This window comes from Vibrio sp. 10N.261.51.A4 (assembly GCF_041471945.1).
GTDB lineage: Bacteria > Pseudomonadota > Gammaproteobacteria > Enterobacterales > Vibrionaceae > Vibrio > Vibrio crassostreae_C.
On record NZ_JBFRPJ010000047.1, the window covers coordinates 124,480 to 151,367 of the forward strand.

Consider the following 26,888-nt stretch of genomic DNA (forward strand, 5'->3'; position numbering starts at 1 on the left):
AGGGCATGGAAGCTAAACAGTTGGTTAGTAATCAGAGGAAAACGGGATGATTGAATTTAAAGATATCGGCAAAGCATATGTCACAGGCGGTCAACGTGTTGATGCATTAAACGGGGTCGATGGCCATATCCAGCGCGGTGAAATGGTGGCGTTGTGTGGCCCGTCGGGTTCTGGAAAAAGCACACTTTTGAATATTCTTGGTTTGTTGGATATGAGCTATCGAGGACAGATCAATATTGATGGCCAACCGTATCCGACAGAGCAAATCGCCGCTGCACGCTTTCGCCGTCAGTCGTTGGGTTTTGTATTTCAGCGCTTCAATCTGGTTCCAGTGATGACGGCACTTGAGAACGTGGCCTACCCATTGATGTTGAACCAATGTTCGAAACAAGAACAGCAGACCAGAGCACAAGAGATGTTGGAGCGTGTTGGGCTAGGCGAATATGTACATCATCGCCCAGACAATCTTTCAGGCGGCCAGCAGCAACGTGTCGCGATAGCCAGAGCGCTAATCCACAACCCAAGCTTAGTCATTGCCGATGAGCCGACCGCTAGCTTAGACAGTCACACCGCTAACCTTGTGATCGACATTATGAAAGAGCTCGGCCATGAAATGGGCACGACTTTTATCGTCGCAACGCACGACCCAAGAATGGCTCAGCGTTGTGACCGAGTGATTGAACTTATCGATGGCCAACTGGTTCCACAAGTTGCAACCACGGAGGCGATCTCATGGGCAAGTTAACACAAAGAATGAGCACTTTTTTGCTTCCTACCTCGGTGCGTTTAGCGTGGCTTAATTTATTGAGAAACGGTCGCCGCAGTTTGTTGTCGGTATTGATTATCGCCATCGCGGTATTTGCGCTGACTTCGGCTGGAGGCTACGGGCTTTACACCTATGAATCTCTGCGTGAATCGACCGCACGCGATACTGGTCACCTTACTTTGAGCACGCCGGGATATTTTGAACAAGACGAAGACATGCCGCTGAGCAATGGTCTGGATAATGTTCAAGCGCTCACCAAGAGTATTATTGGCGACAGCGATGTGCGTGGGGTGCAGCCGCGAGTTTACTTTAGTGGCTTGGTGTCTAACGGAAGCAAGTCAACCATCTTTATGGGCACCGGAGTCAATGAGCGCGAGTTCGATATGAAAGGTCCTTTCCTTGATGTGCGCAGCGGTCAAACCCTATCGGATGTGAAATCTCCCAGATACGATAACCAAGAGCCACAAGTGATGCTGGGAACTGACCTTGCTCGTAACCTCAAAGTGGCCGTTGGCGACTGGGTAACGCTGCTAGCCACCACCAGTGACGGTGCTTTGAGCGCTTTTGATTTTAAGGTGCAGGGTATCTATTCGACGGGTGTGCCAGAGCTGGATAAGCGTCAGCTGTATGTTCATATCACTACCGCGCAAGAGCTTTTGGCCTCAGACAAAGTCAGTACCTTGTCGGTGTTCCTATTTGAGACAAGCAAGACCTCGACCGTTCAACAGCGCATCCAAACTGCTTTAGATCGAAATAGCGCGAGCCAAAGCGATCAAGGCGCAGAGATCGAGATCACCCCGTGGCAAGATCGTGCGTTTTTCTACACCAAGGTTAAAGATCTTTATGACCGGATCTTCGGCATTATGGGCGCGGTGATGGCATTGGTAGTGTTTGTGTCGTTGTTTAACACCATGACCATGTCGGTGACCGAACGCACTCGTGAAATCGGCACCTTGTCAGCACTCGGCAGTTACCCTTCTGAAATCGTGGCAGGCTTCTTAAAAGAGGCGGGATTGTTGGCACTGATTGGCAGCGCGATCGGCGCGTTAGTGAGTGGCTTAGTGTCGGTGTTATTGCTAGTGGTTGATATCCAAATGCCACCACCTCCCGGCAGAACCGAAGGTTACCCACTCAACATTTACTTCTCATTGGAACTGGTTGGTTACGCTACTTTAGGCGTGCTGACAATCTGTTTGCTGGCTGCTTATTTTTCTGCTCGCAAAGGCGTGAATAAGCCAATCACGGAGGCGCTGGTTTATGTATAAATTTACTCGTTCACTCACTGTTTTAGGTTCTGCGTTGGCCTTGGCTCTAGTATCAGCACCAAGCTGGGCTATCGATTCACAGCAAGTTACCGAGATGATTGCTAAGGCAGACAGCTACCGTTTGAACAGCGAACAGGCGTCGAAAGTGGTGTCTCTGGTCGCGCTATATCAAGACGAGCAACTAGACAAAACCCGCGAATACAACGTCTACACAAGACCAAACCGAGAGTCGCTGGTCGTGTTCAAGTCGGCGGTCGAGGCGGGTCAAAAGATGCTGATGATAGAGGACAACTATTGGTTACTGATGCCGAAATCGCGCCGACCTATCCGAATCACACCAATGCAGAAACTCTTGGGTGAAGCTTCGGTAGGGGACATTTCGACGCTCACTTGGAGCGAAGATTACCAAGGTGAGTGGGTTGCCGAGCAACAAGTTGAGATGCCGACTGGCGAGATACTCGATACCCATCACCTAAAGCTCGTGGCGAAAACCAAGGGTGCCAGCTATCAATCGATTGATCTATGGCTAACGGCAGATCGAGCGTTTCCAGTTAAAGCGGATCTGTATCTGCGCTCAGGGAAACTGGCGAAACAAGCTTGGTTTACCGAAGGCGTGCGTGATGGATTACCAACAGTGGTGTCGATGACCTTGCTCGATAAGATTCAACCAAGTAAGAAAACCGTGATTGAGTACCGCGAAGTGATTGAACAAAGCTTGGAAGATAAATACTACAACCCTGCTTACCTATCGCGTAATAGCGTGTCTGGACTTTAGGTGGGTGGCATGAGAGCTTTTAGTCGTCGATTCCACATTAAGCCTTTAATCGCTAGCTTTCTTGCATTGTCTTGTGTGAGTAACACGACTCAAGCGGACGATCTGAGCCTAGCGTGGGACTGGCAACTGAGTGCTGAAGCCGTTGAATCGCGAGAGTCGCCATTTAGCCCTTTTGCATCTGATAATCGTCAGTCACTCAATGGTTTGTTGGATCTTGAAGTTGGATATGGCAATTGGCTTGGCCTGTTTGCCGTGAAAGCCAATGATATTTTGACTAATACTCCTCAAGACCAAGACGCGAGCTTTGAATCGGAATTCATTGCGCGCGAGCTGTTTTGGCAAGGTGGTGTTGAACTGTCTAATTCAGCGTTCGGTGATCACTACCTTGATGTGACACTCGGTAAGATTCGCCTAGATTGGGGTGTTGGTTATGGCTACCGACCGTTAGACATTATCAAGCCTTACCGACAAAACCCTGTTGGCATTGTCGCAGAAGAGGGCGCCGGTGTGGCTTCAGCGTCACTGTTCGATATGACGGGCGAATGGACACTGCTTTACAGCGATTCGTCATGGACTTCCCAAGACGTAAATGAATTCGAAAAGCAGAATCAGCAACAAGGCTTTGGGATACGTCGTTACAATCTGGTTGGCGACCACGAATATCAGTGGGTCGCTTATTACGACGATGTACGCCATGGCTTACTTGGGGCGAGTTTAGTGTCGGTGTTGAATCTCGCTTGGGAGTTTCATGGCTCGGTGGTTTATCAGCGACAAAGCCTTGGCTACAGTCAGCCGGATTCAATGCTTAAACCGGTTTATCTTGAAGAGCAGGGCGAGGCTTATCAAGCGTTAGCAGGATTAACATGGGCCAATGACACGGGCCATAATGTGGTGCTGGAATACTGGTTTGATAGCCGAGCGTGGAGTCATTCTGAGTGGCAAAGCGCGATAGAAAGTGCAGAGTCTTTGTCGGTTAATCCGATGACATCTTCGTTGGCCGGTTCTTATGCTCAAGGTTATCAGCACGCCAATTTGGTTCAACACAACATCATGTTTCATTGGTCTCTGGATTCGACACATGGCTGGCTTGAAGATATCACGCCAACATTCGATGTCATGTTGTCTCCTCAAGATGGCGGTTTTATTGCGACTCAGTGGCTCAACTATCAGGCTTTAGATAATGGCAATTCATCGTTGGATTTGGAACTTGCTGCACGCTTTCTAGGTGGTAAAAGTGATTCTGCTTACGCCAGTTTACCCGATAGTCATATGATTCTCTTAAATATCAAAGGACGATTTTAATGGACACTTCTTCAAACAGTCGATTTTCATGGATTAAGAGCTTCACGCTGACCACTTTGTTTTGTTTTATCATTGCCGTCACCACTCAAACTATTTGGGGTGGCGACCTTGTGGTTAACCTCGCGATAAGCTTTGGTTTTGGCTACAGCGCGGTAGGTTCTTCTTTCATCTTGGTTAAGTTGTTTAAGAGAACATCCAGAACGCTTGAAGTGGGTATCTCAATGGTGTTCGCGATGACTTTTGGTACCTTGAACGCGCACTATTGGTTGAACGGATATTTCGGGGCCAATATCTCGGATCTTAAATCTGTAGTCTTGCTCGGTGTGATCTTCTGTTCGGTTTGCTATTACTATTTCTACACACGAGAGCAGCAGTTACGTGCCGATAACGAATTGGAAGTGGCCAAGCGTCGTCAGGCAGACCAAGAAAAGGTGGTGGTGCTGAGTCAGCTTAAACAACTACAGAGCCAAATTGAACCGCACTTCTTGTTCAACACGCTTGCGACCATCAATGTATTGATTGAGAGTGACAGCGCGAAAGCCAAGTTGATGCTCGAAAAACTCACCGACTTGTTGCGTGTGACTTTGAAAAACAGCCGCACCGAGCAATCGACCATCGCACAAGAGGTCGACTTGTTAGACGCTTATCTTAATATTCAGAAGATACGCTTGGGTGAGCGCTTAACGTTCTCGATTGAAACACACGAGATTAGCGATTTGCAGGTGATTCCACCGTTCTTGATTCAACCTTTGGTCGAGAATGCACTTACGCACGGTATCGAACCCAAAGCGGCGGGTGGCCAAGTGAATATTCGTATTACTCAACAAGGCCAGCAGCTAAAAATTGAAGTGGCTGATAATGGCGCAGGGCTGAAAACACCTTCTGCGAATACGGGTCACGGTGTTGGGTTAAGCAATATTCGTCAGCGAATCGAAACTCTGTATGGTGATAAGGCGAGCCTAACGATCATAGAGCAAGCTGAAGGCGGGGTTGTCTCGACGATTTTGTTACCGCTGACTGACGCAGCCGCTTAGAATTACAGACCAGAAAGCACAGAACAGTGACGAAAAATAGACGATTTACAGTGTGAATTTAAAGGACTAACCATGAACAACCCAGCAGTACAGCCGAGCGTAACGGCGATTATCGCAGACGATGAAGCACTGTTAAGGCACCACTTAGACAAGAGCCTTGCTGAGGTTTGGCCGGAACTCGAGATCGTCAGCAAGGCACAAAACGGTTTGGAGGCGATGCAAAGTATTCAGCAGCTTAAGCCCGACGTGGCTTTTCTCGATATTCGTATGCCAGAGCTGGATGGAATCTCGCTGGCGAAGCAACTCAACAAGCTAGATTCACCGCCATTGATTGTGTTTATTACGGCTTATGACGAATACGCGGTCAAAGCTTTTGAGCACAATGCGATGGATTATCTACTTAAGCCAATCAATGAAGAACGCTTACTGGCCACATGTCAGAAGGTGCAAGCGCGTTTGTCGAGCAGCCAAACGCAAACAGGTAATCCCCCTGAACAACCTGATATCACGGCGTTAATGGCTCAGCTTCAACAGCTATCACAATCGTCTTCCCAACAAAACAAGCAACAGTATCTCACGTGGCTCAAAGCCAGTGTCGGAGAAGACATTCACCTGATTGCCGTCGATGATGTGGCTTACTTCAAAGCGGAAGACAAGTACGTGTCGATATTCAAAAAAGGCCAAGGCGGTTTGCTAGAGGAATTTATTCTTCGCGTATCATTAAAAGAGCTGATTTCGCAGCTTAACCCGGATGAGTTTTGGCAGATCCACCGCTCGGTGGTGGTGAAAGTGTCAGCCATTGATAAGGTGAAGAAAGGGCTCTCAGGCCAGATGTCTGCTTATGTGTCGGGTGAGAAGTTACCGATCAGCCGCGCTTCGCAAGCGCTCTTTAAGGGTATGTAGCGAACTAGCTTAAATGTATGTAGCCATTGATTTTAAATGGATGTAGTTAGCGAGTTTAAATGGATGTATTAGGCTCTATCAAAACGCTGCTTTAAACGAGCACAGGCGATCTTACATAACGTATAGTGATTTATAAAATAAAGATCTAGATCACAAAGATACTCATCCGGTTCAATATTAAATAATAATCGTTAGCTCAATCTGTATATTGTCGATGAATGACATTAAGAGGTTGTTATGAAAACATATTATTTAGCGACGGCTCTATGCCTCACCTTAGTTGGCTGTAGCTCAACATCAAAAACTACCGAAACGCCAATCCAGCCGGATCCGGCATGGACTTCAGGCCAACTAGAAAATGGCCTTACTTATCATGTTTATCCAGATCATGAAGAATCCGTATCTGTTCGTTTAGTCGTGCACGCCGGTTCGATTCAAGAGACTTCTCAACAAGAAGGCTACGCGCACTTCTTGGAACACATGGCATTCAATGGCAGTAAAAACTTCTCTCAGAACGATGTGATTCGTCTATTCGAAGACGCAGGCGCTAGCTTTGGTGCTGATATTAATGCCTACACTTCTTATGAAGAGACGGTCTACCAGTTAGATTTGCCAGATAACATCCAATTGCAGTCTGCTTTGACGTGGATGCGTGACATTGGTGATGGCCTGGATCTATCAAGTTCAGAAGTCGAAAAAGAAAAAGGCGTGGTTCTTGGTGAGTTCCGTATGGCTCGCCTCGATGATAAGTCATTCGGAGATATATATTATGATTACTTCGTTGAAGGCGGCCCGTACGAATCGCAAGATGCATTAGGGACTAAATCGTCGATCGTGAATGCTACTCCTCAAGGCATCACCAACTTTTATCAGACTTGGTATCAACCTCAAATAGTTGAGCTGGTCGTTTCTGGTGATGTGGACATCAAAACTGTGATTCCACTTATTGAAGAAAAGTTTTCTAGCTGGGAGCGTGGCGATACGCCGAGACCAGAGAAACAGAAAACGACCTCATTCAATGAAGATGATTATGTTGAGTACGCAGGAAGAGAAGCGCCAAGCATCACTCTGACGTTTAACCGAGGTTTAAATAGAGTTGAAAATCATGCTCAGCAGAATCAACGCAGGTTAGATGAAACCGCTCAGCAATTGATTCAACGACGATTAGAAGCGGTGTTCAATGATGCCGCGTTCCCGACTCAATGGATTGCATCTGATAGTTATCGAATGGGCGCTTTTTACTATTCGTCAATAAGTGTTGGGTTTCCGGCTGGAGACCGTGAAGTTATCCAACAAGATCTGCTTTCTACATTGGCATCATTGCGTGATTTTGGTGTTTCGGAAACGGATATTGCTGGCGAACGGTACTACTACCAAGACTTGCTGGATAACATCGAGCATAACTGGGATAAAATGGACAGTGTTGAACACGCGAATTACAAAGTGAGTGCGTTAGTCAATGATCGAATAGTCCAATCACAGAAAGATTATCAAGCAAGCTTGGAAGCTTTCATCGCTAACTTGAGCCTTGAAGTGATTAACGACAACATCAAGAATCTACTTTCTGATGATTACTTTATTGTTATTGGGATGGATGACTCCGAAGACAGAACCGCGATCATCAACTCTCTCGATAGTTTAAAAGCCACGTATAGCGAGGCGGGAGTTGCGCCGCTTGCGATTGGAACAGCCAGCGCTTTTGCTGTACCTAGCTCGCAAGGCGAGGTTGTACTTGCTGAACAAATGTCTATTGACCCATACATCCAAAAGTGGACGTTAAGCAATGGCATCGACATGTGGTACCTGCGTGATTATGAGGCAGGTGATGATGTTGGGGTGATGTACATGAGCCTCGGCGGAAAAGCCGCTTTGGATCCGAGCTTGTACCCAGCTGTTGAGGTTGCGTTACCTACCTTCGCTCGAAGTGGTGTCGGTGAGTTTACGGGCTCTGAGCTTTTAGCGTACTTTGATCGTGAAAATATTAGCGCCGATTCTTTCATTGGTAATACTCGTCATGGTATTGAATTTAATATCAATAAAGACGGACTTAAAGATACGTTTGCTGCGCTTTATACCTTCATAACTGCGCCTAAAATTGTTCCCGAGCAGTTAGAGGCAGTGAAACAGGAGTTTGTACAAGGTCAAGAATCTTTCTTGAGCAGCCCTGTCGGTCAGTTTGAGCGCGCAAGAAACCAGAATATCTATCGTCAAGACAGTGGCCACCTCTTTGTTGATAAAGAACGTGTTGAAGCGGTTTCTGTGGAAGACGTCGCTAATCTTCATCAGCAATTGTTTGGTCAAATGAGGCATAACCAATTGGTGATCGTGGGTGACATCGACCCAAGTGAATTAAAGCCTTTGGTTGAGCAATACTTGGCTTCGATTCCATTAGAAAAAGCTGAGGTTCCTGAATTTAAGGTGGCTTACAAGCAGCCATCTGAATCACGCATTGATTTAGCGATCAACAATGTGAATAGTGCAGAGTACATCTTACGAGTCCTCTCTGAGCCTGAAGCCGAAACCGATCAAGGCGTAACGGCAAAAGATATCTTCACGGAAAACTTGCTAGAACGACTGCTGGCGGCTCGTTTAGATGCTTATATTCGTGAAGAGTTGAGCTTAGATTACTCGCCATATACGTATTCAGCAGCCGCAGATAGTGAGCTGAGTGGTGAGTGGGTTATCGGGGCGATGGTAGCGCCGGAGAACGTTGACCAAGTCGAAGTGGCGATCGATAAAGTGATTGCAGACCTTTTACAGGGCGTCTCTGAAAAGGAAATGCACGCAGTCGTGAAACAGTTTGAAGCGGACTTCACGCCTCTCGAGATGAGCTCTATTGACCAAGCATGGTACCTGTCTCGTTATTTACTTCATGGTTACGATATCGAAGCTTTGTCTCAAGTTGAGCGAGTGGCGAGGTCGATTACTGCGGAAGACATGAATCAACTTGTCCAACGCATCTTTGGTGAAGATAGCCGTAAGGTTAAGAACATCATGCGTCCTAAAGCCTAAAGCCTAAAGCTTGAAGCCAACAGAAAGAGACAGCTGAAAGCCAAGCGAGCACCGCTTGGCTTTCTTGTTTTTCTACTATTCATAACATCTATCCATCACCAGTTGTTAAGCCGTTTTAGATCTATGTAAATCTAAATTGCGAGGGTGCTTAATCGGTTGCATCGAATCATTTTCTAAAAAAATGTTTTAAATCAAGACAGCGTTTCATTTGTATTGTAGATTGACGATCTACGAGAATGTTGTTTGGATATTAGATTGCTTAAACTGGGTACCCGATTAGTCTTAATGTTGTTTTTACTGAGCTTTGGCTTAGTGAATTCTAACGGCTATTCGTTTCCTTCTAAGCCATTTCAAATTCATTCGGCTCAAGAGCAATCTTCGCAGACTAATCTTTGTAAACAGGCAACTGCGGATAATCCGTCGGCTTATTTAGAGTGCGATAAGGTTCAGTTTGGCACCGTGCCTTCTGGTGACAGTTCTAACTATCACGACACCGAATCAAGCCTTCAAGCAGCAAACTTCAGACGTATGCTCAGTAACGAGCAAGAAAGCGTGGCCGATCTTGAGCCTGCTTATCATCTACTGATTGACTTCTCTCCCCCCTCAATACTGGCTTCCCTGCTCTTCAACACGCCGTTGTTGGATTCCAAGCTGCACTGGACCAGTATTGTGAGTTCTCCGTCCTCCCGGCTTTCTGGGTGGAAAGAGGGCAACATCCAATACTCGCATTTCCGAGAACTTCTTAGCTAATCGTTTGACCCTAAATTGGTCGTATCGATGGTCAATTGTGCCCGTTGAACTCGCCAATTAACCAAAACAAACATAGCGTCATCAGCTTTAGCATCACTATCTTTCAATCAGCTTGTTTTGGTTGCGATTAGCCATTGCTCGTGTTCGCAAAATATTAGTTCAAAGAAGAGATCTTGACTGTGAAAAAACGCATTCAAAGAAAACAAATAAACCACTACTCAAAGTGGAAATACGTGGTGCTTATCGCCACTATCATCATCATGGTTCTGAGTGCTTTACCTTCTTGGTATGGCGAGAATGCGTCGGTTCAAATTAACAACCGTTCTGAACAGACCATCGATGCGAGTCAAATTACCCAATACCTTGCGAGCGAAGGCATCCAAGCTAAATCGGCATTTCAAAAAGACCAACGTTTAGTCGTGATCTTAGAAGATGCTGAACAACAAGCGAAAGCCAAAGAGGTGCTGAATGAGCGCCTATTGGATAACGCGACGGTTGCGCTAGCGATGGAACCAGCAGCACCTAAATGGCTAACAGACATGGGCTTCGCGCCGATTCAGCTAGGCCTTGATTTACGTGGTGGTGTGCAGTTCTTATTAGAAGTGGATATGGAGCCAGTTTATCACGCGCAAGCTCAAGCGATGGTCGACGAGATCACCAGCGAAGTGCGTTATGCCCGCGGTAAAGTGGTCAACAACCAAGTTCAGTTTGATTTCCGTACCGACGCCGATTTCGAAAAAGCCCAGAAGCTGATTCGTCAAGAGTTCCCACAATGGCTACGTAACCGCTCAGACAAGTCGCTAACGTTAACTCAGTCTGAAGAAGAGCAAAGAACGCTACGCAACCTTACGGTTCAACAAAACCTGCAAATCATGCGCAGCCGTATTGAAGAGCTAGGCATCACGGAGGCATCGATTCAACGCCAAGGTGAAAGCCGTATCCGTATCGAGTTGCCGGGTGTACAAGACCCTGCAGCTGCGAAAGACGTGATTGGTGCAACGGCATCTTTGGCGTTCTATTCGGTGTACGACAATGCCACTCGCAGTACTCAAACCCTGAAAGATTCAGACGGCAACCGTGTGGTAGTCGACCGCAAGGCAGTGTTGAGTGGCGAGCACATTATCGATGCTCGCAGTGGCATTGGTGAGATGGGCAGTGCAGAAGTCAACATTACGCTGGATTCTTCTGGTGGTAAGAAAATGTCTGAGTTCTCACGTCATAACATCGGTAAGCCAATGGCAACGGTGTACAGCGAATACAGCCGTGATAGAGCGGGCAACAGCAAGCAAGACAGCGAAGTGATTAGTGTGGCAAACATCCAATCTCAACTGGGTAGCCGCTTCAGAATCACAGGCGCTGGCAGCTTGGCAGACGCACAAGAGCTTGCGTTACTGTTGCGTGCGGGGTCATTGACTGCGCCTGTGACCATCATTGAAGAACGTACTATTGGCCCATCTTTGGGTGCTGAAAATGTAACCAACGGCTTTGCTGCTTTGGCTCTTGGCCTTGGCCTTACGCTAACGTTTATGGCGCTATGGTACCGCCGCTTAGGTTGGGTCGCGAACTGTGCATTGGTGGTTAACATGACCACATTGTTTGGTTTGATTGCCTTGCTACCGGGTGCGGTGTTAACTCTGCCGGGTATTGCGGGCTTGGTACTGACCGTCGGTATGGCGGTAGACACTAACGTGCTTATCTTCGAGCGTATTCGAGACAAGATGAAAGAAGGGCGCAGCTTTGCTAGCTCTATCGACCGTGGTTTCGATAGCGCATTCTCGTCAATTTTCGATGCTAACGTCACCACCATGATCGTTGCTGTGGCTCTATACACCATTGGTAATGGACCGATTCAGGGCTTCGCTCTAACTCTAGGCTTAGGTCTTCTAACCAGTATGTTTACGGGCATTTTTGCTTCACGAGCGATCATCAATTTGGTTTGGGGGCGTGACCAACGCCACGATGTAAGGATTTAAGCATGAGTACTTCAAAAATGACTATTTCAGACCGCTATTTTTCAAATAGCAATATGACTCGCCTTCGTAAGGTGATGTCTGTGATTTCTATTGTGCTGTTCATGAGCTCTGTGATGCTGGTGGCAGTGAAAGGTTTTAACTGGGGCTTGGACTTCACAGGTGGTGTGGTTGCTGAGGTTCAGCTCTCTGATCAAGTCACCAAAGATGCGTTAAAAACAAAACTTGATACGGCCTTCCAACAAGATGTGCAAGTGGTTGGTATGGCAGAACAGGATCGCTGGACAATCCGTTATAGCCAACTGACAGATGCTCCACAGCCAAACTTAGTGGATGCTTTGTCTTCTGTCAGCGACCAAGTAAAAGTGCTTAACAGCAGCGTGGTTGGCCCTCAAGTCGGTCAAGACATGGTTGACCAAGGTGGCTTAGCGGTATTGGTGTGTTTCCTAATGATCATGCTGTACCTGAGTGTACGTTTTGAATGGCGTTTAGCACTCGGCGCCCTAGCCGCAATCATCTATGACGTGACGCTTATCTTGGGTCTGTTCGCTTTTACTCAGTTCGAGTTCAACCTGACTGTGTTAGCGGCTGTGTTGGCGATTTTAGGTTATTCATTGAATGACTCGATCATCATTGCCGACCGTGTTCGTGAAATGCTGCGTGGTAATCCAAATGGTGACACTGATAACCTGCTTAACGAATCGGTTAAAGCGACCTTCTCACGCACCATGGTGACCTCAGGTACAACCCTAATCACCGTATCTGCGCTTTGGCTACTTGGTGGCGCTGCGCTGCAAGGTTTCGCGATTGCACTGGTTGTAGGTATTGTCAGCGGTACGTGGTCTTCAGTTTCAGTAGGTATCACACTGCCTAAGTTACTTGGTCTACAGCCTTGTCACTACCAAGTGAAAGCGCCGGTAGAAGTTGAGGGTGAGTACCCTTAGGTTATCTATTGGTTAACAGTACAACTTAGTCAGTAACGTCAACAAAGCCCTTCGTTTATAGTAAAACGAGGGGCTTTATTTTTTATAAGAGTCAAACAGTTACAGAAAAGAGAGCCTATTTCAAAAAACGATGGATTGAGCAGGCAAGCCCTCATGATATGAAGTATGTTTAGATGACGTTCGTAGAAATGAGGCAAGGGAATGGAATATCGACATCAATGTCATGTAGGCGACCATGGTGATGCGCTAAAGCATCCAGTATTGAGTGCACTTGTTCGGTCATTAATGCAGCAACATTCACGCCTCAATGTTATCGACACGCACTCTGGTACAGGGTGTTATGACCTCAACACTGCACCAAGTAATCATGCTGGTGAGTTTGCTGAAGGGGTTGGGTACTTGTGGCGAAACAAGGCTTATCTTCCTCCGGCATTCGCTTCTTTTATGTCGGTGCTGGAATACTACAATCCGAACCAACTTATCTCTCTCTATCCGGGTTCTGCAGCCATCACCTACCAACAAGGCCGCAGCCAAGATAGCTTCTATTTTTCAGACATTCAGCAAGATGAAGCCGACTTATTACAAACCAACATTGAGAAGCTGCAACGCGATCTTGATGTCTCAAGTAAGCTAACTATCACCGCAGGCGACGGGCTCAAAGCGCTGCCTGATGATGTGGCCAAGCATGATAACCACCACCTGATCGTGATTGACCCACCTTACGAAACTGATTCTGAATATCTCGCAGTGATTGATGCCTTGGTTAAGGCGTATCAGCAGTCTGAGAAGGTATCAGCATTAATTTGGTACCCGCTTTACACGGATGATAAGAGCTCACTGATTTTGAACCACTGCGTGACAGCGGTGAAAGATGGTTTGCTACCAAGTCCGATCAAGTCGGAACTTCGCCTTCGAGATCCCAAGGGTGATGATCGCCTGATCGGCAGTGGTTTGCTGTTGTTCAATCCACCACAAGGCATTGCGGGAACGGTCGCAGATACGCTCGATTATTTACACAGCCAACTCGCGACTAATGGTGAAGGTTACTGGCAAATGAGAAGTTTATAGATCTGATTTTTATGGGTTTTATGATGGTTTCTAGACATCACTCACTAAGTCACTGTTACCTATGTGGTTTAAATTGACCAAACGCTAACTTTTATCGATTGATTAATTGCAGTGAATCATTTAAAAATAGAATATCAATGCGCACAAGTGCATAATGGCTCATAAGTTAAATAATTACCCCTAATTAATATCAGATTGTGGTTTACCCCCTAAACTGCATAAGGCTCGCACTAGTCACGCGAGCCTTTCTTTTGCCTGAAGGAAAATCTAAGGCAGTTCTATCAATTTAAGATTCACTACAACACTGGATAATCGATGTAGCCTTTTTCGTTGCCGCCGAACAGAGTGGCGCCATCAAGATCGGATAGTTCACTGCCGTTTTGTAGGCGTGAAACGAGATCTGGATTCGCAACGAATGGGCGACCAAATGCGACAAGGTCGGCGTAGCCTTTGCTTAACACTTCTTCGGCGCGTTGTGGTGTGTAGCTGCCAGCAACGATGATGGTGTTAGAGAATAGCTCTCTTAGCTCTAAACGGAAGCTTTCAGGGATAACTGGAGCATCATCCCAGTCGGCTTCTGATAGGTGCAGATAAGCGATATTACGAGCTTGCAGTTCCTTTGACGCTTCTAAAATCGTTGGCACGATGTCTGGGCAGTTCATGTCTTTGAAGGTGATGAATGGGGCTAAACGTACGCCCACTTTGTCAGCACCAATCGCTTCAATTACCGCATCCAAGACTTCAATTAGAAAGCGAAGTCGATTCTCACGACTGCCACCATAGTTGTCGGTGCGTTTGTTTGAGTTGGTTCTTAGGAACTGGTCAATCAGGTAGCCATTACCACCGTGGATTTCCACTCCGTTGAACCCTGCCTCGACTGCTTTTTTCGCTGAGTTAGCAAAATCTTGAACAACACGATCGATGTCTGCTTGGGTCATCTCTCTTGGTTGGATGCAATCCACCATGTTGCCGTTACCATTCTCATCAGAGATCCAAACCTGCGTTTCTATTGGAGCTAATGCAGAAGGTGCAATCGGTAACTCGCCTTTTTGAAAGGTAGGGTGTGATACTCGGCCTACATGCCATAGCTGGCAGAATATCGCGGCACCTTGTGCTTTTGCTGCTGTTGTTACTGACTTCCAACCTTCGATTTGTGCATCGGTATAAACGCCGGGTGTGAATGAGTAACCTTGAGAGTCATCAGAGATCTGCGTTGCTTCCGTGATGATCAGCCCTGCACTTGCGCGTTGTTGGTAATAGGTTGCCATCATGTCGTTTGGCACGTTTCCAGGTTGGCTAGTACGAGCGCGTGTCATGGGTGCCATAACCACGCGGTTTTGTAGTGCTAGGCCTTTCAGTTCTGATGCTTCGAATAATTTGTTCATGGTTTCTACCTTGTTTTAATGCTGTGATCTTTCTTTTTGTATTGGGGCTATAAGTCGCGTTATTTGCTTTCTGCTGGGCTGAAAATAGAGTTGCTCTGTGGCTTTTCAGCTCGGTTAGCTTTGGCGATAAGTAGCAAGCCAATGACAGGGACAACAACGGCTGCGAATGGAATCATTCCAGCGCCTAACTGGCTGTCGAGTACCATGCCGCCAAGGAATCCACCGAAGGCATTCGCTAGGTTAAACGCTGAGATATTGGCGGTTGCTGCTAACTCTTGGCCTTCGCCACCGTGGTTCATCACTCGAAGTTGCATAGCGGGAACGTTCGCAAATGATGCAATACCAAAGACAAATGCAGCTGCAACGAATAGGATTTTGTTGTCTACCACTAGGCCTACCACAATCAGTGAAGCGATCATCGCGACTGCCCAATACATTGAAGCTTTGCCTAGATTTTTATCTGAAGAGCGACCGCCCAAGGTGTTACCGATAATTAAGCCGACACCCACAATCACTAAGATCCAAGTAACAGACTCTTGACCGTAACCCGTGATGTGCATGGCGATAGGCGCAAGGTAGCCGTAAAGCGTCATGAAGCCAGACCAAGCAAAAGCGGTGATCGCCAAGCTGATGAGAAGCATTGGATTTTTGAATGCCAACAGCTGAGTTTTGATGTCTTTCGCTTCGCTGTGACCTGAAGATTTTATTGACGTTAAGATTGAAATCATGGCGATGGTGCCAAGTGCTGCCACGGTAAAGAAAGTGGTGTGCCAACCGAATTGCAAGCTCACCCAAGTTCCTGCGGGAACCCCAAGAACGTTAGCGAGCGTTAAGCCAGCGAACATCTGACCAACAGCACGACCTGCCATTTTCTCAGACACTAAATTGGTCGCGACAACTGCACCTATGCCATAGAAAGGACCTTGCACTAAACCTGCGATAACGCGGCTTGCAAGTAGAAGTGGGTAGCTAGGAGCTAAGGCTGACAAGATATTGCCGATGATGAACAAAGCCATTAAGCCAATCAGTACCATCTTCTTGTTAAAACGTGCGAGGTAGATGGTTAAGATCGGGCCACCAATAACGATAGCCAATGCGTAAGCACTAATTAGGTAGCCGGCTTGACCTTCGGTGATCGAAAGGGATGTGGCAATTTGTGGAAGGATGCCTGCGATAACAAACTCAGCGGTGCCGATGGCAAAAGCTGCGAGTGTCAGTATCCAAACTTGGAATGGGATCTTTTCTTTATGGATCGCTTCTGGTTTCATAGTGAAATACCTGTGTTAATTCTTGTTTGTTAGGACGTTTAGATACACGCCCTAACGATTGTTCTTTGCTTCTTTGCTTCTTTGCTTCTTTGCTTCTTTGCGAAGTGTTAGCCGAGTAGAGCACCGCCATCGATGTCGATGATTGACCCCGTTACGTATGGGTTGTTAATCGCGAATAGGTAACCCATGGCTATCTCTGAAGGCTCGCCAACCTTACCTGCGGGTAGGTTGTTTTTGGCGTTGTCGTACATGTTTGCACGAGCGGAATCGTCCATGTTTTTGTAGGCTTCTGTCATGGTCAGGCCGGGGCTAACCGCATTGACTCGAATGGGTGATAGCTCTTTCGCCAGTATTTTGGTTACGCTTTCTAGTGCGGCGTTGATGGCGGTTTTTACGTAAGTGCCTGCCACAACCTTGCGTGACAACATGCCTGTCGTGAAGGTGATAGAGCCGTTTGGCGTCATGTAGCGTGAGGCATGTTTTGCTACGTTTAAGCTGCCCCAAAACTTAGTGTCAAAAGCTGTCTTGGCGTCTGCGGTTGCTACGTCTGTTACTTTTCCTGCGGGAGCGGATGAGCCAGCCGTTACGATTAAGTGGTCAAACACGCCAATCGATTCGAAGTATTCACAAATCGACTTTTCATCGGTGATATCAACGCCTGTGTGTCGGCTGGCAATATGTACCGTGTTGTTCTCGTTTCTTAGTTGCATCGCTAGTGCTTTGCCGATACCTGATGTGCCACCAATGATGACGAAAGTGCGCTGCTCTTGATTAGTCGATTCGTTAGTCATGCTCTGAATTCCTGCGTTGTTCTGTTGATGTTTGTCATTATATGTATTCGACTAAATTTGATAATTGTCTAAAATATAAATTCATTATTCGGATAATCTGAATAGTGTCGCTGAGTATTCAGATCGAGCATTAAGATCGAGAAATAAGACGAAGAGACGGAAGCGAGAATCGTATGGATAAGTTTTCAGATATGGCGATGTTCGTCAGTATTGTTAAGCATCACGGGTTAGCGGCGGCTGGGCGCGAACTGGGTTTATCACCTGCGACCATGACAGCAAGGCTTCAAGCGCTGGAAGAGCGATATGGTGTGAAGTTGTTGAATCGAAGTACGCGCCATGTGTCTTTAACCGACTCTGGCGAGCTGTATCACAAGGCGTGTCTGGAGATATTGGATAATGTCAGTGAGGCCGAAAACCTGATCCAAAATGGCGTCAAAGAGGTCAAAGGTCCACTCAAAATCGCCGCGCCGAAAGACATCGGAAAGCAGTACATTCTTCCGATTCTCTCTGAGTTCTGTCAGCAATATCCCGACGTGATCCCTTACCTCTACTTGAACGATAACCTCTCGAACATTGCTGAATCTGGCATGGATATCGTGGTCCGTTATGGTGAATTGGTCGACAGCAGTTTGATATCCAGACGCTTGTCACCAAGCCGACGTGTGCTGTGTGCTTCTCCTGAATATCTTGCCAAGCATGGAACACCGTTAACACCACAAGATTTGGTTGATCACGATTGTTTAGCCATGCTGCGCAGCAATGAAGAGCTCAAGATATGGCACTTCCAAGATCATGATATGAAGAAGTCGATTACGGTTGTTCCAAAGCGATTTTCAGACGATGGCGAAGTGATTCGCTACTGGGCATTAAAAGGCGAGGGCATTGCTCTTAAATCGGTACTGGATGTGCAAGGCGACATCAATAACCAGCGCCTTGTGACGCTGCTTAATGGCTACATGAAGAACTTCAACACCGCGATGTCGGTGTCGAGTGCCGATTTGAATGTGGTGTACATCAGCAAGAAATATCAGCCCAAGCGTATCCGGTTGTTTCTTGATTTCTTGTTTGAGCGGTTTGGCGATTTGGTTGAAAAGTCTAGTTAGATTAGCCGAGAAGCAGCGCATGACAGATCTCTCGAACTCAACACCCGGGTACGGACAGAGAACATTGAACTGGTTAGATACGACCAACATAAGGATGTGATTGGAGAGAAAAATGAAAGTCGTCGGAGATACGGTTATCCAACCTTTTCACAAGGCAACCTGCCATTGCGGTGCGGTTGAACTAGAGTTCAGCTTACCTAACGGGATAGAAAAACCACGTCGCTGCGATTGCTCTATCTGTCGTCGAAAAGGCGCGATTGTTGGTTCTGTTGCGTTGGATGGTATCAAGATCCTCAAAGGTGCCGAGCATCTCAAGTTATATCAATTCAATACCAACACCGCGAAGCACTACTTTTGCTCAAACTGCGGTATCTATACCCACCATCAACGTCGCTCTAGCCCAAATGAATACGGGTTCAATATTGGTTGTTTGGAAGGGGTGAACCCTTTTGATATTGGTGATGTGGTGACCAACGATGGTGTCAATCATCCAGCTGATCGTTAATTTATTGAGCATAAAAAAGGAAGGAATTATGTCTGAATACGGAGCGATCATTCGCTGGAAAAAAGCAGAAGATGAAGTCTTTAGCGACAATCAATACAGTCGAGGTCATACGTGGGAGTTCGATGGTGGTGTCACTGTGCCTGCTTCGTCCTCTCCACATGTTGTGCCACTGCCGTTTTCGGTGGAAGCGAATGTTGATCCAGAAGAAGCGTTTATCGCGGCACTTTCTAGCTGCCATATGCTGACGTTTTTGGGCATTGCCGCAAAGCAGAAGTACGTGATCGACTCCTATGTCGATGATGCGATTGGTGTGCTGGAAGAAGATGAATCTGGCCGCTCATCGGTCACTAAGGTGACTCTGCGCCCTAAAATTGTGTTTTTAGGTACCAAAAAGCCCACCGCCAAGCAGCTCGACAAACTGCACCACTTGGCGCACAAAAACTGCTTTATCGCGAACTCGGTAAAAACGGACATTGTGGTAGAAACTAAAGCGTAAACCACACACGTTAACATCCAAAAACCGCGAGGTTGCTTAGTGCATCACTGGCGGTTTTTTTGTGTCTGTGTAATCCTACGTACGGTTTTAATTGAGTGACAGTTAGAAAGTTTTGAGAGATAGGTAGAGAGCTCTTGAATGGTAGGAATAGATTGATTAGCAGAGAGTTATGTTTAGCGTCCCATTGAATAGTTTTGTACATCGTGTGAGTGATAAAAGCCAAGTGATGGTGAATGCTGCGGAATGTGGATGTCAGTTGAAACGAGTTCGTCGTTCGCGTAATTGGCTGTTGGTCGCTCAAGAGTATCAACTCGTTGAATTTAAAACGATGTTAACCCATGAAAAAGACGGTTGGATAGCAATTGCAATCGACAAAGTGCTGCCTAAACCCGTGGTGTGTTTGGCATCTCTGTTGGCCGCTACACCTTCAATGACTGTGGCTCAGCTGGTGATGGAATCTGGATGTTCAATGGCCGAAGCAAGACGTGCTATTGATGAACATGAAGGTCTGTAGGCGTATTCAAATCGTGTGAAAAGAGAATTGCGAGCAGCAAAAAGCCCGTAACGATATTGCGCTGGAAAACGTCATATCGTTACGGGCTTTATCATCTGTGCTGCTGTTAAGCTAAGCCATGCGGCTGATGAAGCATTGAATCGATTAAGAGTTCGCTACTTTTACACGAATCGTGTTTTTGCCAAGCTTTGACAAGTTCAGCTTGTTTAGTGCCGCTTTAGCTTCTTCTTGCTCTGGCATTTCAACAAAAGCGAAGCCTTTTGAGTCGCCAGTTTCTTGGTCTAAAACTAGGCTGCACTCTTTTACTGAGCCAAACTCAGAAAATAGCACACGGATGTCTTGCTCAGAGGTAGAGCGCGATAGGTTACGAACTAGAAGTTTCATAATAAACCTTGAATATGAATTTACGCCGAGCATTGTCGCACACTTTCATGCTCACCCTCACAAATAATTGTCTCGCGGCTCTATTTCCTTGTAGCTCTATCTAAGCACTAGCCGCGGTTTATCGTGATGTCTGATACGAAGCCATGCTCTGTGCTGGTCAACGCCTGTTGTAGCATCTGAGCGGCTTCTTGCGCGGTCATAAAGCTCGAGGTATCCAGGCCTTTACCGCTTGTATTCCAAAACTCGGTCGCCATTCCTCCAGGGTAAACCGCCACGATTTTCATCGGGTGACCTTTTAGCTCTAACCTTACCGATTCGATAAAGCCTTTCACGGCCCATTTTGCCGCGCAGTAGGTGGACTCTTCAGCTTTAGCACCTTGTGCCGCCGTCGACATCACCACAGCGATGGTGACCGATTGATCTTTGTAGCGCTGTACAAGCTCGCGAATCAAAAAGATCGAAGACTCAATATTGTTCTTCAGCATGTCGCTGATGATGGTTGGATCTTGCTGTTCTATCTTACCGAAGTACCCACTGCCAGCGCTGTGGATCACCAGCTTCGGCATTTCAGGTAACGCATCCAATAACTCGCTCACTGAGTGCGGGTCACAGAGATCACACGCTTGGCTAATGGTATTCGCAGGTAGGCCTTGCGCCACTTCTGCTAAACGTTGTGCATTGCGACCTGTAATGGCTACGCGCTGAGCGTCGGCGTTAGCATATTGTTTCGCGAGAGCTGCGCCTAAACCGCTGCTTGATCCGGTAATTAAAATCATACTGTCTTCAATTTGTAGAGTTGATTCGAGATAGTAAGGGGCTAGGCTAAGATTTTCTGAGATCTATGGCTAAAGTTGATCGATAGCCTGGTTGATAGGTTGATAGGTTGATAGGTTGATAGGTTAATAGCTTGGGTGATCGGTCGAGCGGTAAGGCTGAGCTAAGAGAGTGGGGGAAAGCCGTTAAGAATCGACGGGTTTAGCAAGAAATAACAGCGTTAAAAAACAACGAACTAACAAGTAAAAGCGCCGGCATAGAGCCAGCGCTTTTGAGTAATCATAAGTGATTATTCGTCGTCGAACTGTTTGATCGTGAACGCGTCTTCGATTCGGTTAAGCTCTTCTTGTTCTTTCACTCGCTTCTCTTCTTGCAGAGTCGCTCTCGTTTCGTTGAAACGTTTTTTCTCTGACTTAGTCAGGAATTTTACAGCTTTTTTGTTGGTCAGTGCGTAAGCAACTACGTCTTCACCTTTTTCTCTGCGGTCGTTTACGCGTTGTGAGAAACGTTCATTGTCGCGAGCTTTACGCTCCGCTGAGGTCAACTTGCTCATGCTTTAAAGCCTTTTCAATTATTCATGGTAGGGAATCTACGCTTAGCGAAACAAATGGGGACTGCTTAGTGTCAGTCTAGTCCATTTGTATGCTGGTGGCGCATCTTAGCACAATGGCTTGAGCATGCAGGTATGCTATTCGAGGGATCAAACAAAACAGCCCACAATTTTCGTTGTGGGCTGTTTTGTTACGTACTGTAGATGTAGTCATCGTTTTAAAACTAAGAATCAGAAACGGCAGTTACATCAAATCTTCTCGATGTATAAGATGACCTCTCCGACTTTAAAGCCAAACTTAGACATCTCAGTCTTGTTGAACAAGCGTTTATCGTCCATTAAGAACATCCAATCATCGAGCACCACTTCATAGGTGCTGCCGTCTACTTCAATCTCTAAGTCATATTTCCAATACAGCGCAGAACCTTGGGTTTCACCATAAGCGGTTCCAACGACATCGTTGGCAGTCCCAGAATAGGTGTTTTCGCCCGTTTTGATTAGATTCCAAACGCGAGTTGAGCGCTCGCCATCAGCAAAAGAGAACCACTCTTTTATTTCTCCGTTGTCACCGTCCCAAGTCGCGATCAGTTTGGCATCAAAGCGGCGCAGTAAGTTACCAGAGCGGTCTAGCACCATGCCGTAGGCCATTAGCTCGCCATTAAAAAAGGTTTCAAGCTTGAGCTCTGGCGTAGTGTCGACATGGTCTTCTAAACTTGCAGAGCCACAGCCCACTAGCCAAGTGAGTGAAAAAAATGCCAGAGCAAATTTTATTATTGTTGTTTTTGGATTCATTTGTTCAAACCTAAAAGTTGTTTACGAAGACCGGGTTCAGAGGTGTTTTCAGACAACCAAATCGCTAGAAAGGCTTCACCAAATTGCTTGTCTTGGATGGTGCCGATCGGTTGTTCATCGAAATAAAAACGACTTACGTTATCTTCAGCGACACGAATCGTGAGTGTGCTTCCTTCTTCCACGTTCGGCCACATCGCGTACAAGGGTTTCAACCATCGTTGAATGTTGCTGTCAGAGTAGCCAAGCTTGTTCCACTGATCTTCGGTAGCGTCTACGAGGTCTTTGCTATCGATAGAGCGGTAATACTCAAGCTTCAAAGCTCGTTCGGAGTTGGTTGGAGTTGCGTAGAATTCTGCCGAGTAGAGAGTCCAAAACAGGTAACTCATTTCACCCTCACCACGTTTGTTCAGATCATCGACAGCAGAGGCTCTAGCGTGTCCGGCAAATAACAGCGCAGCAAAGATTAACGGGAGAGTAATAAAGCTTAGAAGTGTGTTTTTTGCTTGCTGATGAGCGCGAACAATACCTCGCTCAGGTTTGAACGTTTGTGTCGGGTTGCGTGGATAAGCCATAAGTCACCTCGTTATTGCCATTTTAGGTTGTATTAAGTTGGAGTAGGCGGCCACCAGTAAGGGCAACAAAATCCCCCAACTTATTGCAAGGGCAGCAACTACCGATGCATCTGGCCAAGTAGTAAGAAGAGCACCGGCTTTGATGCCTCCCCAATAACTACTAGTACCTGCTACGAACCCTATGACAAACAAGATCACTTTCGAGCATTTTAATAGCCAATTTAGGCTGTGGTTAAAACTGATTAAGAACATGATCCACAGGCAGACAAGCCACACCGGGAACCACGATTGATTAGCAATTTCAGAGTCGACGGCAAACACGCCGAAGTGGAGTAAGAGGCTATCAAGCAATAGCCCCAATGGTAATAAAATGAGTATCTTCAAATCGCTACTGCGAGTCGGTGATAGAAGGAAGTGAACCACTACAATCAGTGGTGTGACGAACGGGGCTTGCGCGGTAAAGAAAGCACTGCAAACCCAGGTCGCTTGAAACAGTACGAGATTAATAATCCAAAACCGCTTCATCTTTTGCTCCAAAGTAACGAGGTTTTCTTGCGACTACATGGTGAGTGCTGATCACGCGCTCTTTGAATGCGCCTTCACAGTAGCAGAAGTAGAAGGTCCATAAGCGTTTAAACTCTTCTGAATAGCCGAGAGACTCTAGCTCTTCCCAACTATTTTCAAAGGCGATGTTCCAATCATTCAGCGTTCGAGCGTAGTGCAGGCCAATGTCATCAATTTCTTGAACCACAAGGTCGGTGCTGGTCGCAAGGTGTTGGGTCATCACTGAAACAGAAGGTAGGCAACCGCCGGGGAAGATGTACTTCTGAATAAAGTCGACACCTTTACGGTATTTGTCGTAACGGCTGTCAGCAATAGTAATTGCTTGAATCAGCATCTTGCCTGAGGGCTTAAGTAGCGAGGAACATTTTTCAAAGAAGGTTTGTAGATACTCATGTCCGACCGCCTCTATCATCTCGATCGAAACCAACTTGTCATACTCACCAGTGAGATTGCGATAATCCTCTTTGAGCAGGGTGATTTTGTCGGTTAAACCAAGCGCTTTTACTCTCTGTTCAGCAAGTGCATGTTGGGCATCTGAGATCGTGGTAGTGGTGACGTGGCAACCGTAGTATTGCGCCATGAAGATGGCTAAGCCGCCCCACCCTGTGCCTATCTCGACCACGCTATCTTTCTCAGACAGTTCTAGTCGCTCACAGATGGTTTTCATTTTGTTTTGTTGAGCCTTCGACAAGGTTTCTGCGTCTTCGCTGTAGATTGCGGAAGAGTACTGCATCGAGCTATCTAAGAAGCGCTCATACAGCTCGTTGCCAATATCGTAGTGGGCGAGAATATTTCGCTTAGAGCCTTGCTCGGTGTTGGCATTCTTACGACGCAGCAATAGGTTTTTGATGCGAGAAATCCATTGTGTCTTGTCATCAAGTTCATCCAATTGGGCTTGGTTACGAGCCATGATTTGAATCACACGCGTTAGATTTGGGCTGGTCCATTTACCATCGATGTATGCTTCAGATGCGCCGATACTGCCGTTGATGACCACATCTCTAAAAAAGGTCGCATCATGAATCACGATTCGACCTTTCAAGTCTGCTTCTCGATCACCGAACACCGAATGCTGGTCGCGCTCAATGATTTCAAGCGTTGCGAATTGCAGGCTTTCTAACACCTTGAAGATTAAAGCTCGATATTTACAGTTGCTTGAAACAGCAACGGCTTTAGCTTGTTGTTCAATATTGTTGTTTTGTTTGGCAAGCTGTTCCATGTAAACCTCGCTGATAACTCATTCTAATATTTTGTGCCAACTAAGCTGAGTTCAGCTCCTTGATTGGAGCGAACCCAAGCTAGAAATGATTTCTGTTTTAAGCGCTTAAGATGTTGAGTCTGGATGCGCCACAAACGGTACTTTTTTCAGGAATAATTTGAGAGCCTGATAATAAATTCCCATCACGACTTTTATCGTCATCGCCGGAATCTTGAATACCGTTCGTCTAATGTTTGTCTTGGTTACTGACTGCTTCGTCAGGGCTAGTGTCGCATCGAAAAGCTTGTCGTCTCGGCGGCTTTCGATGTGAACTAACGTGCGTTTCGCTGGTGGCTTAATCTTCCAAAAATAAGTCATGTTCAAATCCATGAACGGCGAAACGTGAAACTCTTTTTTTACCTTCAATTCTTGGTGCATGTCGATGAGGTAGTAGTGTCTTTCTCGCCAAGGCGTGTTACTCACTTCCGCCAACATGTACTTACAATCTCCAGTCTCGTCATAACAGAAGAAACAGTTGATTGGACTGAAATAGATACCTAAACAGCGGCACTGAGCCAGCATCGTCACACGGTTTGAATCAGACCAAACCCCACCAAGTTGTTGCACTTTGGAAGCTATACGTTGCTTAAGTGATTTTGGTTCATCCGTGGTGACATTTTCTTTTTTTTCAGCGAGATAATCCGATTCGACAAAGCGAATCGGGTTGTACCAACGAGTTCCGAACAGCGCACTGCGCGCTGTGGTTTGGGGCAGCTCATCAAGATCTAACCCCATCATATACAGCTGATAGCTGAACTCATGAGTGATGTCGCCAAAGCGGCGATGTCTGATGTTACCCCAATAGATACCGCTGAGCTCTTCACTCTTTTCGGATGCGATCCCCATCTCGGGTGTCAGGGTTTGACTGTTCATAGCGCGGAACTCGTACTCAAATCTAAACCGAAGCGTTTGGTCACATCGAGTGCACTGTGGACACCGTCTTCATGGAAGCCGTTATACCAATAAGCGCCAGCAAAGTGCGTCTGGTTTTTGCCACAGATTTGCTCACGCTTGTGCTGAGCTTCGACCGTGTTCGAATTAAGTACCGGGTGATGATAAACAAAGCTGCGAATAATTTTTTCTGGGTCGATGGCTTCGCTTTGATTCAAGGTGACACAGAAGGTGTCTTGGCTTTCGATGCCTTGCAGAATGTTCATGTTGTACGTGACACAGGCAGGTCGTTTACTGTCGCCATCCAACATGTAGTTCCAGCTTGCCCAAGCCAGTTTTCTGTCTGGTAACAAGCGAGTATCGGTGTGCAGAACCACTTCATTGCGGCTGTATGGGATCTCGCCCAGTACCTGTTGCTCTTGTTCTGTTGCATCACCAAGCAAGCGTAAGGCTTGGTCTGAGTGGCAAGCAAAGATTACTTCGTCGAAACCTTGTGCGCTGCCATCTTCAAATTCAATCGTGACGCCTGTTTCTTGGCGAGTCACTTGTTTAATCGATGTATTCAGTGCAACAGTCTTACTTAGGCGTGAAAGGATGATTTCAACATAAGAACGCGATCCCTTTGGTATCACATACCACTGAGGACGGTTCGCGATATCGAGCAATCCATGGTTGTAGAAAAACTGAATGAAGAACTTGAGCTCAAACTCTTCCATTTCTTCCAAGCTTGTCGACCAAATCGCCGCGCCCATCGGTAAGATGTAGTGCTGGCTGAAAAAGTCGGAAAATTGATTATCTCGTAGGAAACTGCCAAGGGTAACGTCTGGTGTGAATTCATTGCTTTCAAACTGAGCCTTACACAGCTTGTTGAACTTGAGAATGTCAGACACTAAAGACCAGAACTGAGGTTTGAAGATGTTGCTCCTCTGCGCGAATAACGAATTAATGCTGTGGCCGTTGTATTCAAACTTGGTCGTCGTGTTGTGGACGCTGAAGCTCATCTCAGTCGGTTGCCTTTCGACATCGAGTTGTTCTAGAAGCTGATTGAAATTCGGGTAGGTTCGATCGTTGAATACGATGAAACCTGTATCTATCGAAAACGCCGAGCCTTGATGTTCAATATCAACGGTCGCGGTGTGCCCCCCAACGTAATCATTCTTTTCGAATACTGTTACGTCGTGGTGCTTATCTAATATATGCGCGCAAGTGAGTCCAGAGATACCTGAACCAATAATGGCGATTTTCTTCATTG

At 46.5% G+C, this 26,888-nt stretch carries 27 protein-coding genes; 15 read left to right on the plus strand and 12 right to left on the minus strand.

Going from position 1 to position 26,888, the window contains the following annotated elements:
* Nucleotides 1–46: 46 nt before the first annotated feature.
* The 11 genes from AB4384_RS11205 to rlmJ all read left to right on the plus strand — a co-directional run bounded on the left by AB4384_RS11205 (nt 47) and on the right by rlmJ (nt 13,789).
* Nucleotides 47–745: an ABC transporter ATP-binding protein gene (locus AB4384_RS11205; protein WP_372129556.1), complete on the plus strand. Its 699-nt coding sequence runs from the start codon at nt 47–49 to the stop codon at nt 743–745.
* Nucleotides 733–2,031, plus strand: coding sequence for an ABC transporter permease (locus AB4384_RS11210; protein WP_372129557.1), 1,299 nt, complete (start codon nt 733–735; stop codon nt 2,029–2,031). The genes AB4384_RS11205 and AB4384_RS11210 overlap by 13 nt, the downstream gene beginning before the upstream one ends.
* On the plus strand, nt 2,024–2,806 hold the full coding sequence (locus AB4384_RS11215) for an outer membrane lipoprotein-sorting protein (RefSeq protein WP_372129558.1): 783 nt from the start codon (nt 2,024–2,026) through the stop codon (nt 2,804–2,806). The genes AB4384_RS11210 and AB4384_RS11215 overlap by 8 nt, the downstream gene beginning before the upstream one ends.
* A 9-nt stretch (nt 2,807–2,815) precedes the next feature.
* The gene (locus AB4384_RS11220) at nt 2,816–4,108 is read left to right on the plus strand and encodes a hypothetical protein (RefSeq protein ID WP_372129559.1); all 1,293 of its coding nucleotides are present in this window, start codon (nt 2,816–2,818) and stop codon (nt 4,106–4,108) included.
* Nucleotides 4,108–5,142: a sensor histidine kinase gene (locus AB4384_RS11225; protein WP_135383508.1), complete on the plus strand. Its 1,035-nt coding sequence runs from the start codon at nt 4,108–4,110 to the stop codon at nt 5,140–5,142. Before AB4384_RS11220 ends, AB4384_RS11225 begins: the two co-directional genes overlap by 1 nt.
* Nucleotides 5,143–5,214: 72 nt before the next feature.
* Nucleotides 5,215–6,045, plus strand: a complete 831-nt coding sequence (locus AB4384_RS11230; RefSeq protein ID WP_054541988.1) for a LytTR family DNA-binding domain-containing protein — start codon at nt 5,215–5,217, stop codon at nt 6,043–6,045.
* Nucleotides 6,046–6,282: 237 nt separating this feature from the next.
* Nucleotides 6,283–9,057: a M16 family metallopeptidase gene (locus AB4384_RS11235; RefSeq protein ID WP_372129560.1), complete on the plus strand. Its 2,775-nt coding sequence runs from the start codon at nt 6,283–6,285 to the stop codon at nt 9,055–9,057.
* Between the two features lie 285 nt (nt 9,058–9,342).
* Entirely contained in the window at nt 9,343–9,807 is a 465-nt protein-coding gene (locus tag AB4384_RS11240) for a hypothetical protein (RefSeq protein WP_372129574.1), read from the plus strand.
* Between the two features lie 173 nt (nt 9,808–9,980).
* Nucleotides 9,981–11,780 (plus strand): protein translocase subunit SecD, encoded by a 1,800-nt coding sequence (gene secD / locus AB4384_RS11245; protein ID WP_171732650.1) that lies wholly within the window; start codon nt 9,981–9,983, stop codon nt 11,778–11,780.
* Between the two features lie 2 nt (nt 11,781–11,782).
* The gene (secF, locus tag AB4384_RS11250) at nt 11,783–12,721 is read left to right on the plus strand and encodes a protein translocase subunit SecF (protein WP_004732672.1); all 939 of its coding nucleotides are present in this window, start codon (nt 11,783–11,785) and stop codon (nt 12,719–12,721) included.
* A 201-nt stretch (nt 12,722–12,922) separates the two neighbouring features.
* A complete protein-coding gene (gene rlmJ / locus AB4384_RS11255) occupies nt 12,923–13,789 on the plus strand; it encodes a 23S rRNA (adenine(2030)-N(6))-methyltransferase RlmJ (RefSeq protein WP_372129561.1) in 867 nt (288 codons plus the stop codon).
* Nucleotides 13,790–14,085: 296 nt separating this feature from the next.
* Here the strand turns inward: rlmJ and AB4384_RS11260 are convergent, their stop codons facing one another.
* The 3 genes from AB4384_RS11260 to AB4384_RS11270 form a co-directional block, all read right to left on the minus strand.
* The gene (locus AB4384_RS11260) at nt 14,086–15,174 is read right to left on the minus strand and encodes an alkene reductase (protein ID WP_372129562.1); all 1,089 of its coding nucleotides are present in this window, start codon (nt 15,172–15,174) and stop codon (nt 14,086–14,088) included.
* A 59-nt stretch (nt 15,175–15,233) separates the two neighbouring features.
* Entirely contained in the window at nt 15,234–16,442 is a 1,209-nt protein-coding gene (locus AB4384_RS11265; RefSeq protein WP_171732647.1) for an MFS transporter, read from the minus strand.
* Nucleotides 16,443–16,549: 107 nt separating this feature from the next.
* Nucleotides 16,550–17,233 (minus strand): SDR family oxidoreductase, encoded by a 684-nt coding sequence (locus AB4384_RS11270; RefSeq protein ID WP_372129563.1) that lies wholly within the window; start codon nt 17,231–17,233, stop codon nt 16,550–16,552.
* 173 nt (nt 17,234–17,406) lie between these two features.
* Between AB4384_RS11270 and AB4384_RS11275 the strand changes: the two genes are divergently transcribed.
* The 4 genes from AB4384_RS11275 (at nt 17,407) to AB4384_RS11290 (ending at nt 19,851) form a co-directional block, all read left to right on the plus strand.
* Entirely contained in the window at nt 17,407–18,336 is a 930-nt protein-coding gene (locus tag AB4384_RS11275) for a LysR family transcriptional regulator (RefSeq protein WP_372129564.1), read from the plus strand.
* 112 nt (nt 18,337–18,448) lie between these two features.
* Nucleotides 18,449–18,841, plus strand: a complete 393-nt coding sequence (locus AB4384_RS11280) for a GFA family protein (RefSeq protein WP_102320400.1) — start codon at nt 18,449–18,451, stop codon at nt 18,839–18,841.
* Between the two features lie 28 nt (nt 18,842–18,869).
* Nucleotides 18,870–19,337 (plus strand): OsmC family protein, encoded by a 468-nt coding sequence (locus AB4384_RS11285; RefSeq protein WP_017065091.1) that lies wholly within the window; start codon nt 18,870–18,872, stop codon nt 19,335–19,337.
* Between the two features lie 169 nt (nt 19,338–19,506).
* Nucleotides 19,507–19,851, plus strand: a complete 345-nt coding sequence (locus AB4384_RS11290) for a ribosome recycling factor family protein (protein WP_017061272.1) — start codon at nt 19,507–19,509, stop codon at nt 19,849–19,851.
* A gap of 144 nt (nt 19,852–19,995) precedes the next feature.
* On the opposite strand, the gene AB4384_RS11295 is transcribed toward AB4384_RS11290, so the two are convergent.
* From AB4384_RS11295 to AB4384_RS11335, 9 genes are all read right to left on the minus strand, one after another.
* Nucleotides 19,996–20,235, minus strand: a complete 240-nt coding sequence (locus AB4384_RS11295; RefSeq protein WP_017061273.1) for an RNA-binding protein — start codon at nt 20,233–20,235, stop codon at nt 19,996–19,998.
* Between the two features lie 107 nt (nt 20,236–20,342).
* Nucleotides 20,343–21,011, minus strand: coding sequence for an SDR family NAD(P)-dependent oxidoreductase (locus AB4384_RS11300; RefSeq protein WP_372129565.1), 669 nt, complete (start codon nt 21,009–21,011; stop codon nt 20,343–20,345).
* 287 nt (nt 21,012–21,298) lie between these two features.
* Nucleotides 21,299–21,562 (minus strand): hypothetical protein, encoded by a 264-nt coding sequence (locus AB4384_RS11305; protein WP_017061275.1) that lies wholly within the window; start codon nt 21,560–21,562, stop codon nt 21,299–21,301.
* A 246-nt stretch (nt 21,563–21,808) separates the two neighbouring features.
* Entirely contained in the window at nt 21,809–22,351 is a 543-nt protein-coding gene (locus AB4384_RS11310) for a DUF3833 domain-containing protein (protein ID WP_017061276.1), read from the minus strand.
* The gene (locus AB4384_RS11315) at nt 22,348–22,923 is read right to left on the minus strand and encodes a chalcone isomerase family protein (RefSeq protein ID WP_017061277.1); all 576 of its coding nucleotides are present in this window, start codon (nt 22,921–22,923) and stop codon (nt 22,348–22,350) included. The genes AB4384_RS11310 and AB4384_RS11315 overlap by 4 nt, the downstream gene beginning before the upstream one ends.
* A 3-nt stretch (nt 22,924–22,926) precedes the next feature.
* On the minus strand, nt 22,927–23,448 hold the full coding sequence (locus AB4384_RS11320) for a DUF2878 domain-containing protein (protein ID WP_017061278.1): 522 nt from the start codon (nt 23,446–23,448) through the stop codon (nt 22,927–22,929).
* A complete protein-coding gene (locus tag AB4384_RS11325) occupies nt 23,426–24,706 on the minus strand; it encodes a class I SAM-dependent methyltransferase (protein ID WP_372129566.1) in 1,281 nt (426 codons plus the stop codon). Before AB4384_RS11325 ends, AB4384_RS11320 begins: the two co-directional genes overlap by 23 nt.
* A gap of 105 nt (nt 24,707–24,811) precedes the next feature.
* Nucleotides 24,812–25,618 carry a DUF1365 domain-containing protein gene (locus AB4384_RS11330; RefSeq protein ID WP_372129567.1) on the minus strand — a complete coding sequence of 269 codons (807 nt, stop codon included), beginning with the start codon at nt 25,616–25,618 and terminating at the stop codon, nt 24,812–24,814.
* Entirely contained in the window at nt 25,615–26,886 is a 1,272-nt protein-coding gene (locus AB4384_RS11335; RefSeq protein WP_102428126.1) for an NAD(P)/FAD-dependent oxidoreductase, read from the minus strand. The genes AB4384_RS11330 and AB4384_RS11335 overlap by 4 nt, the downstream gene beginning before the upstream one ends.
* Nucleotides 26,887–26,888: the final 2 nt, after the last annotated feature.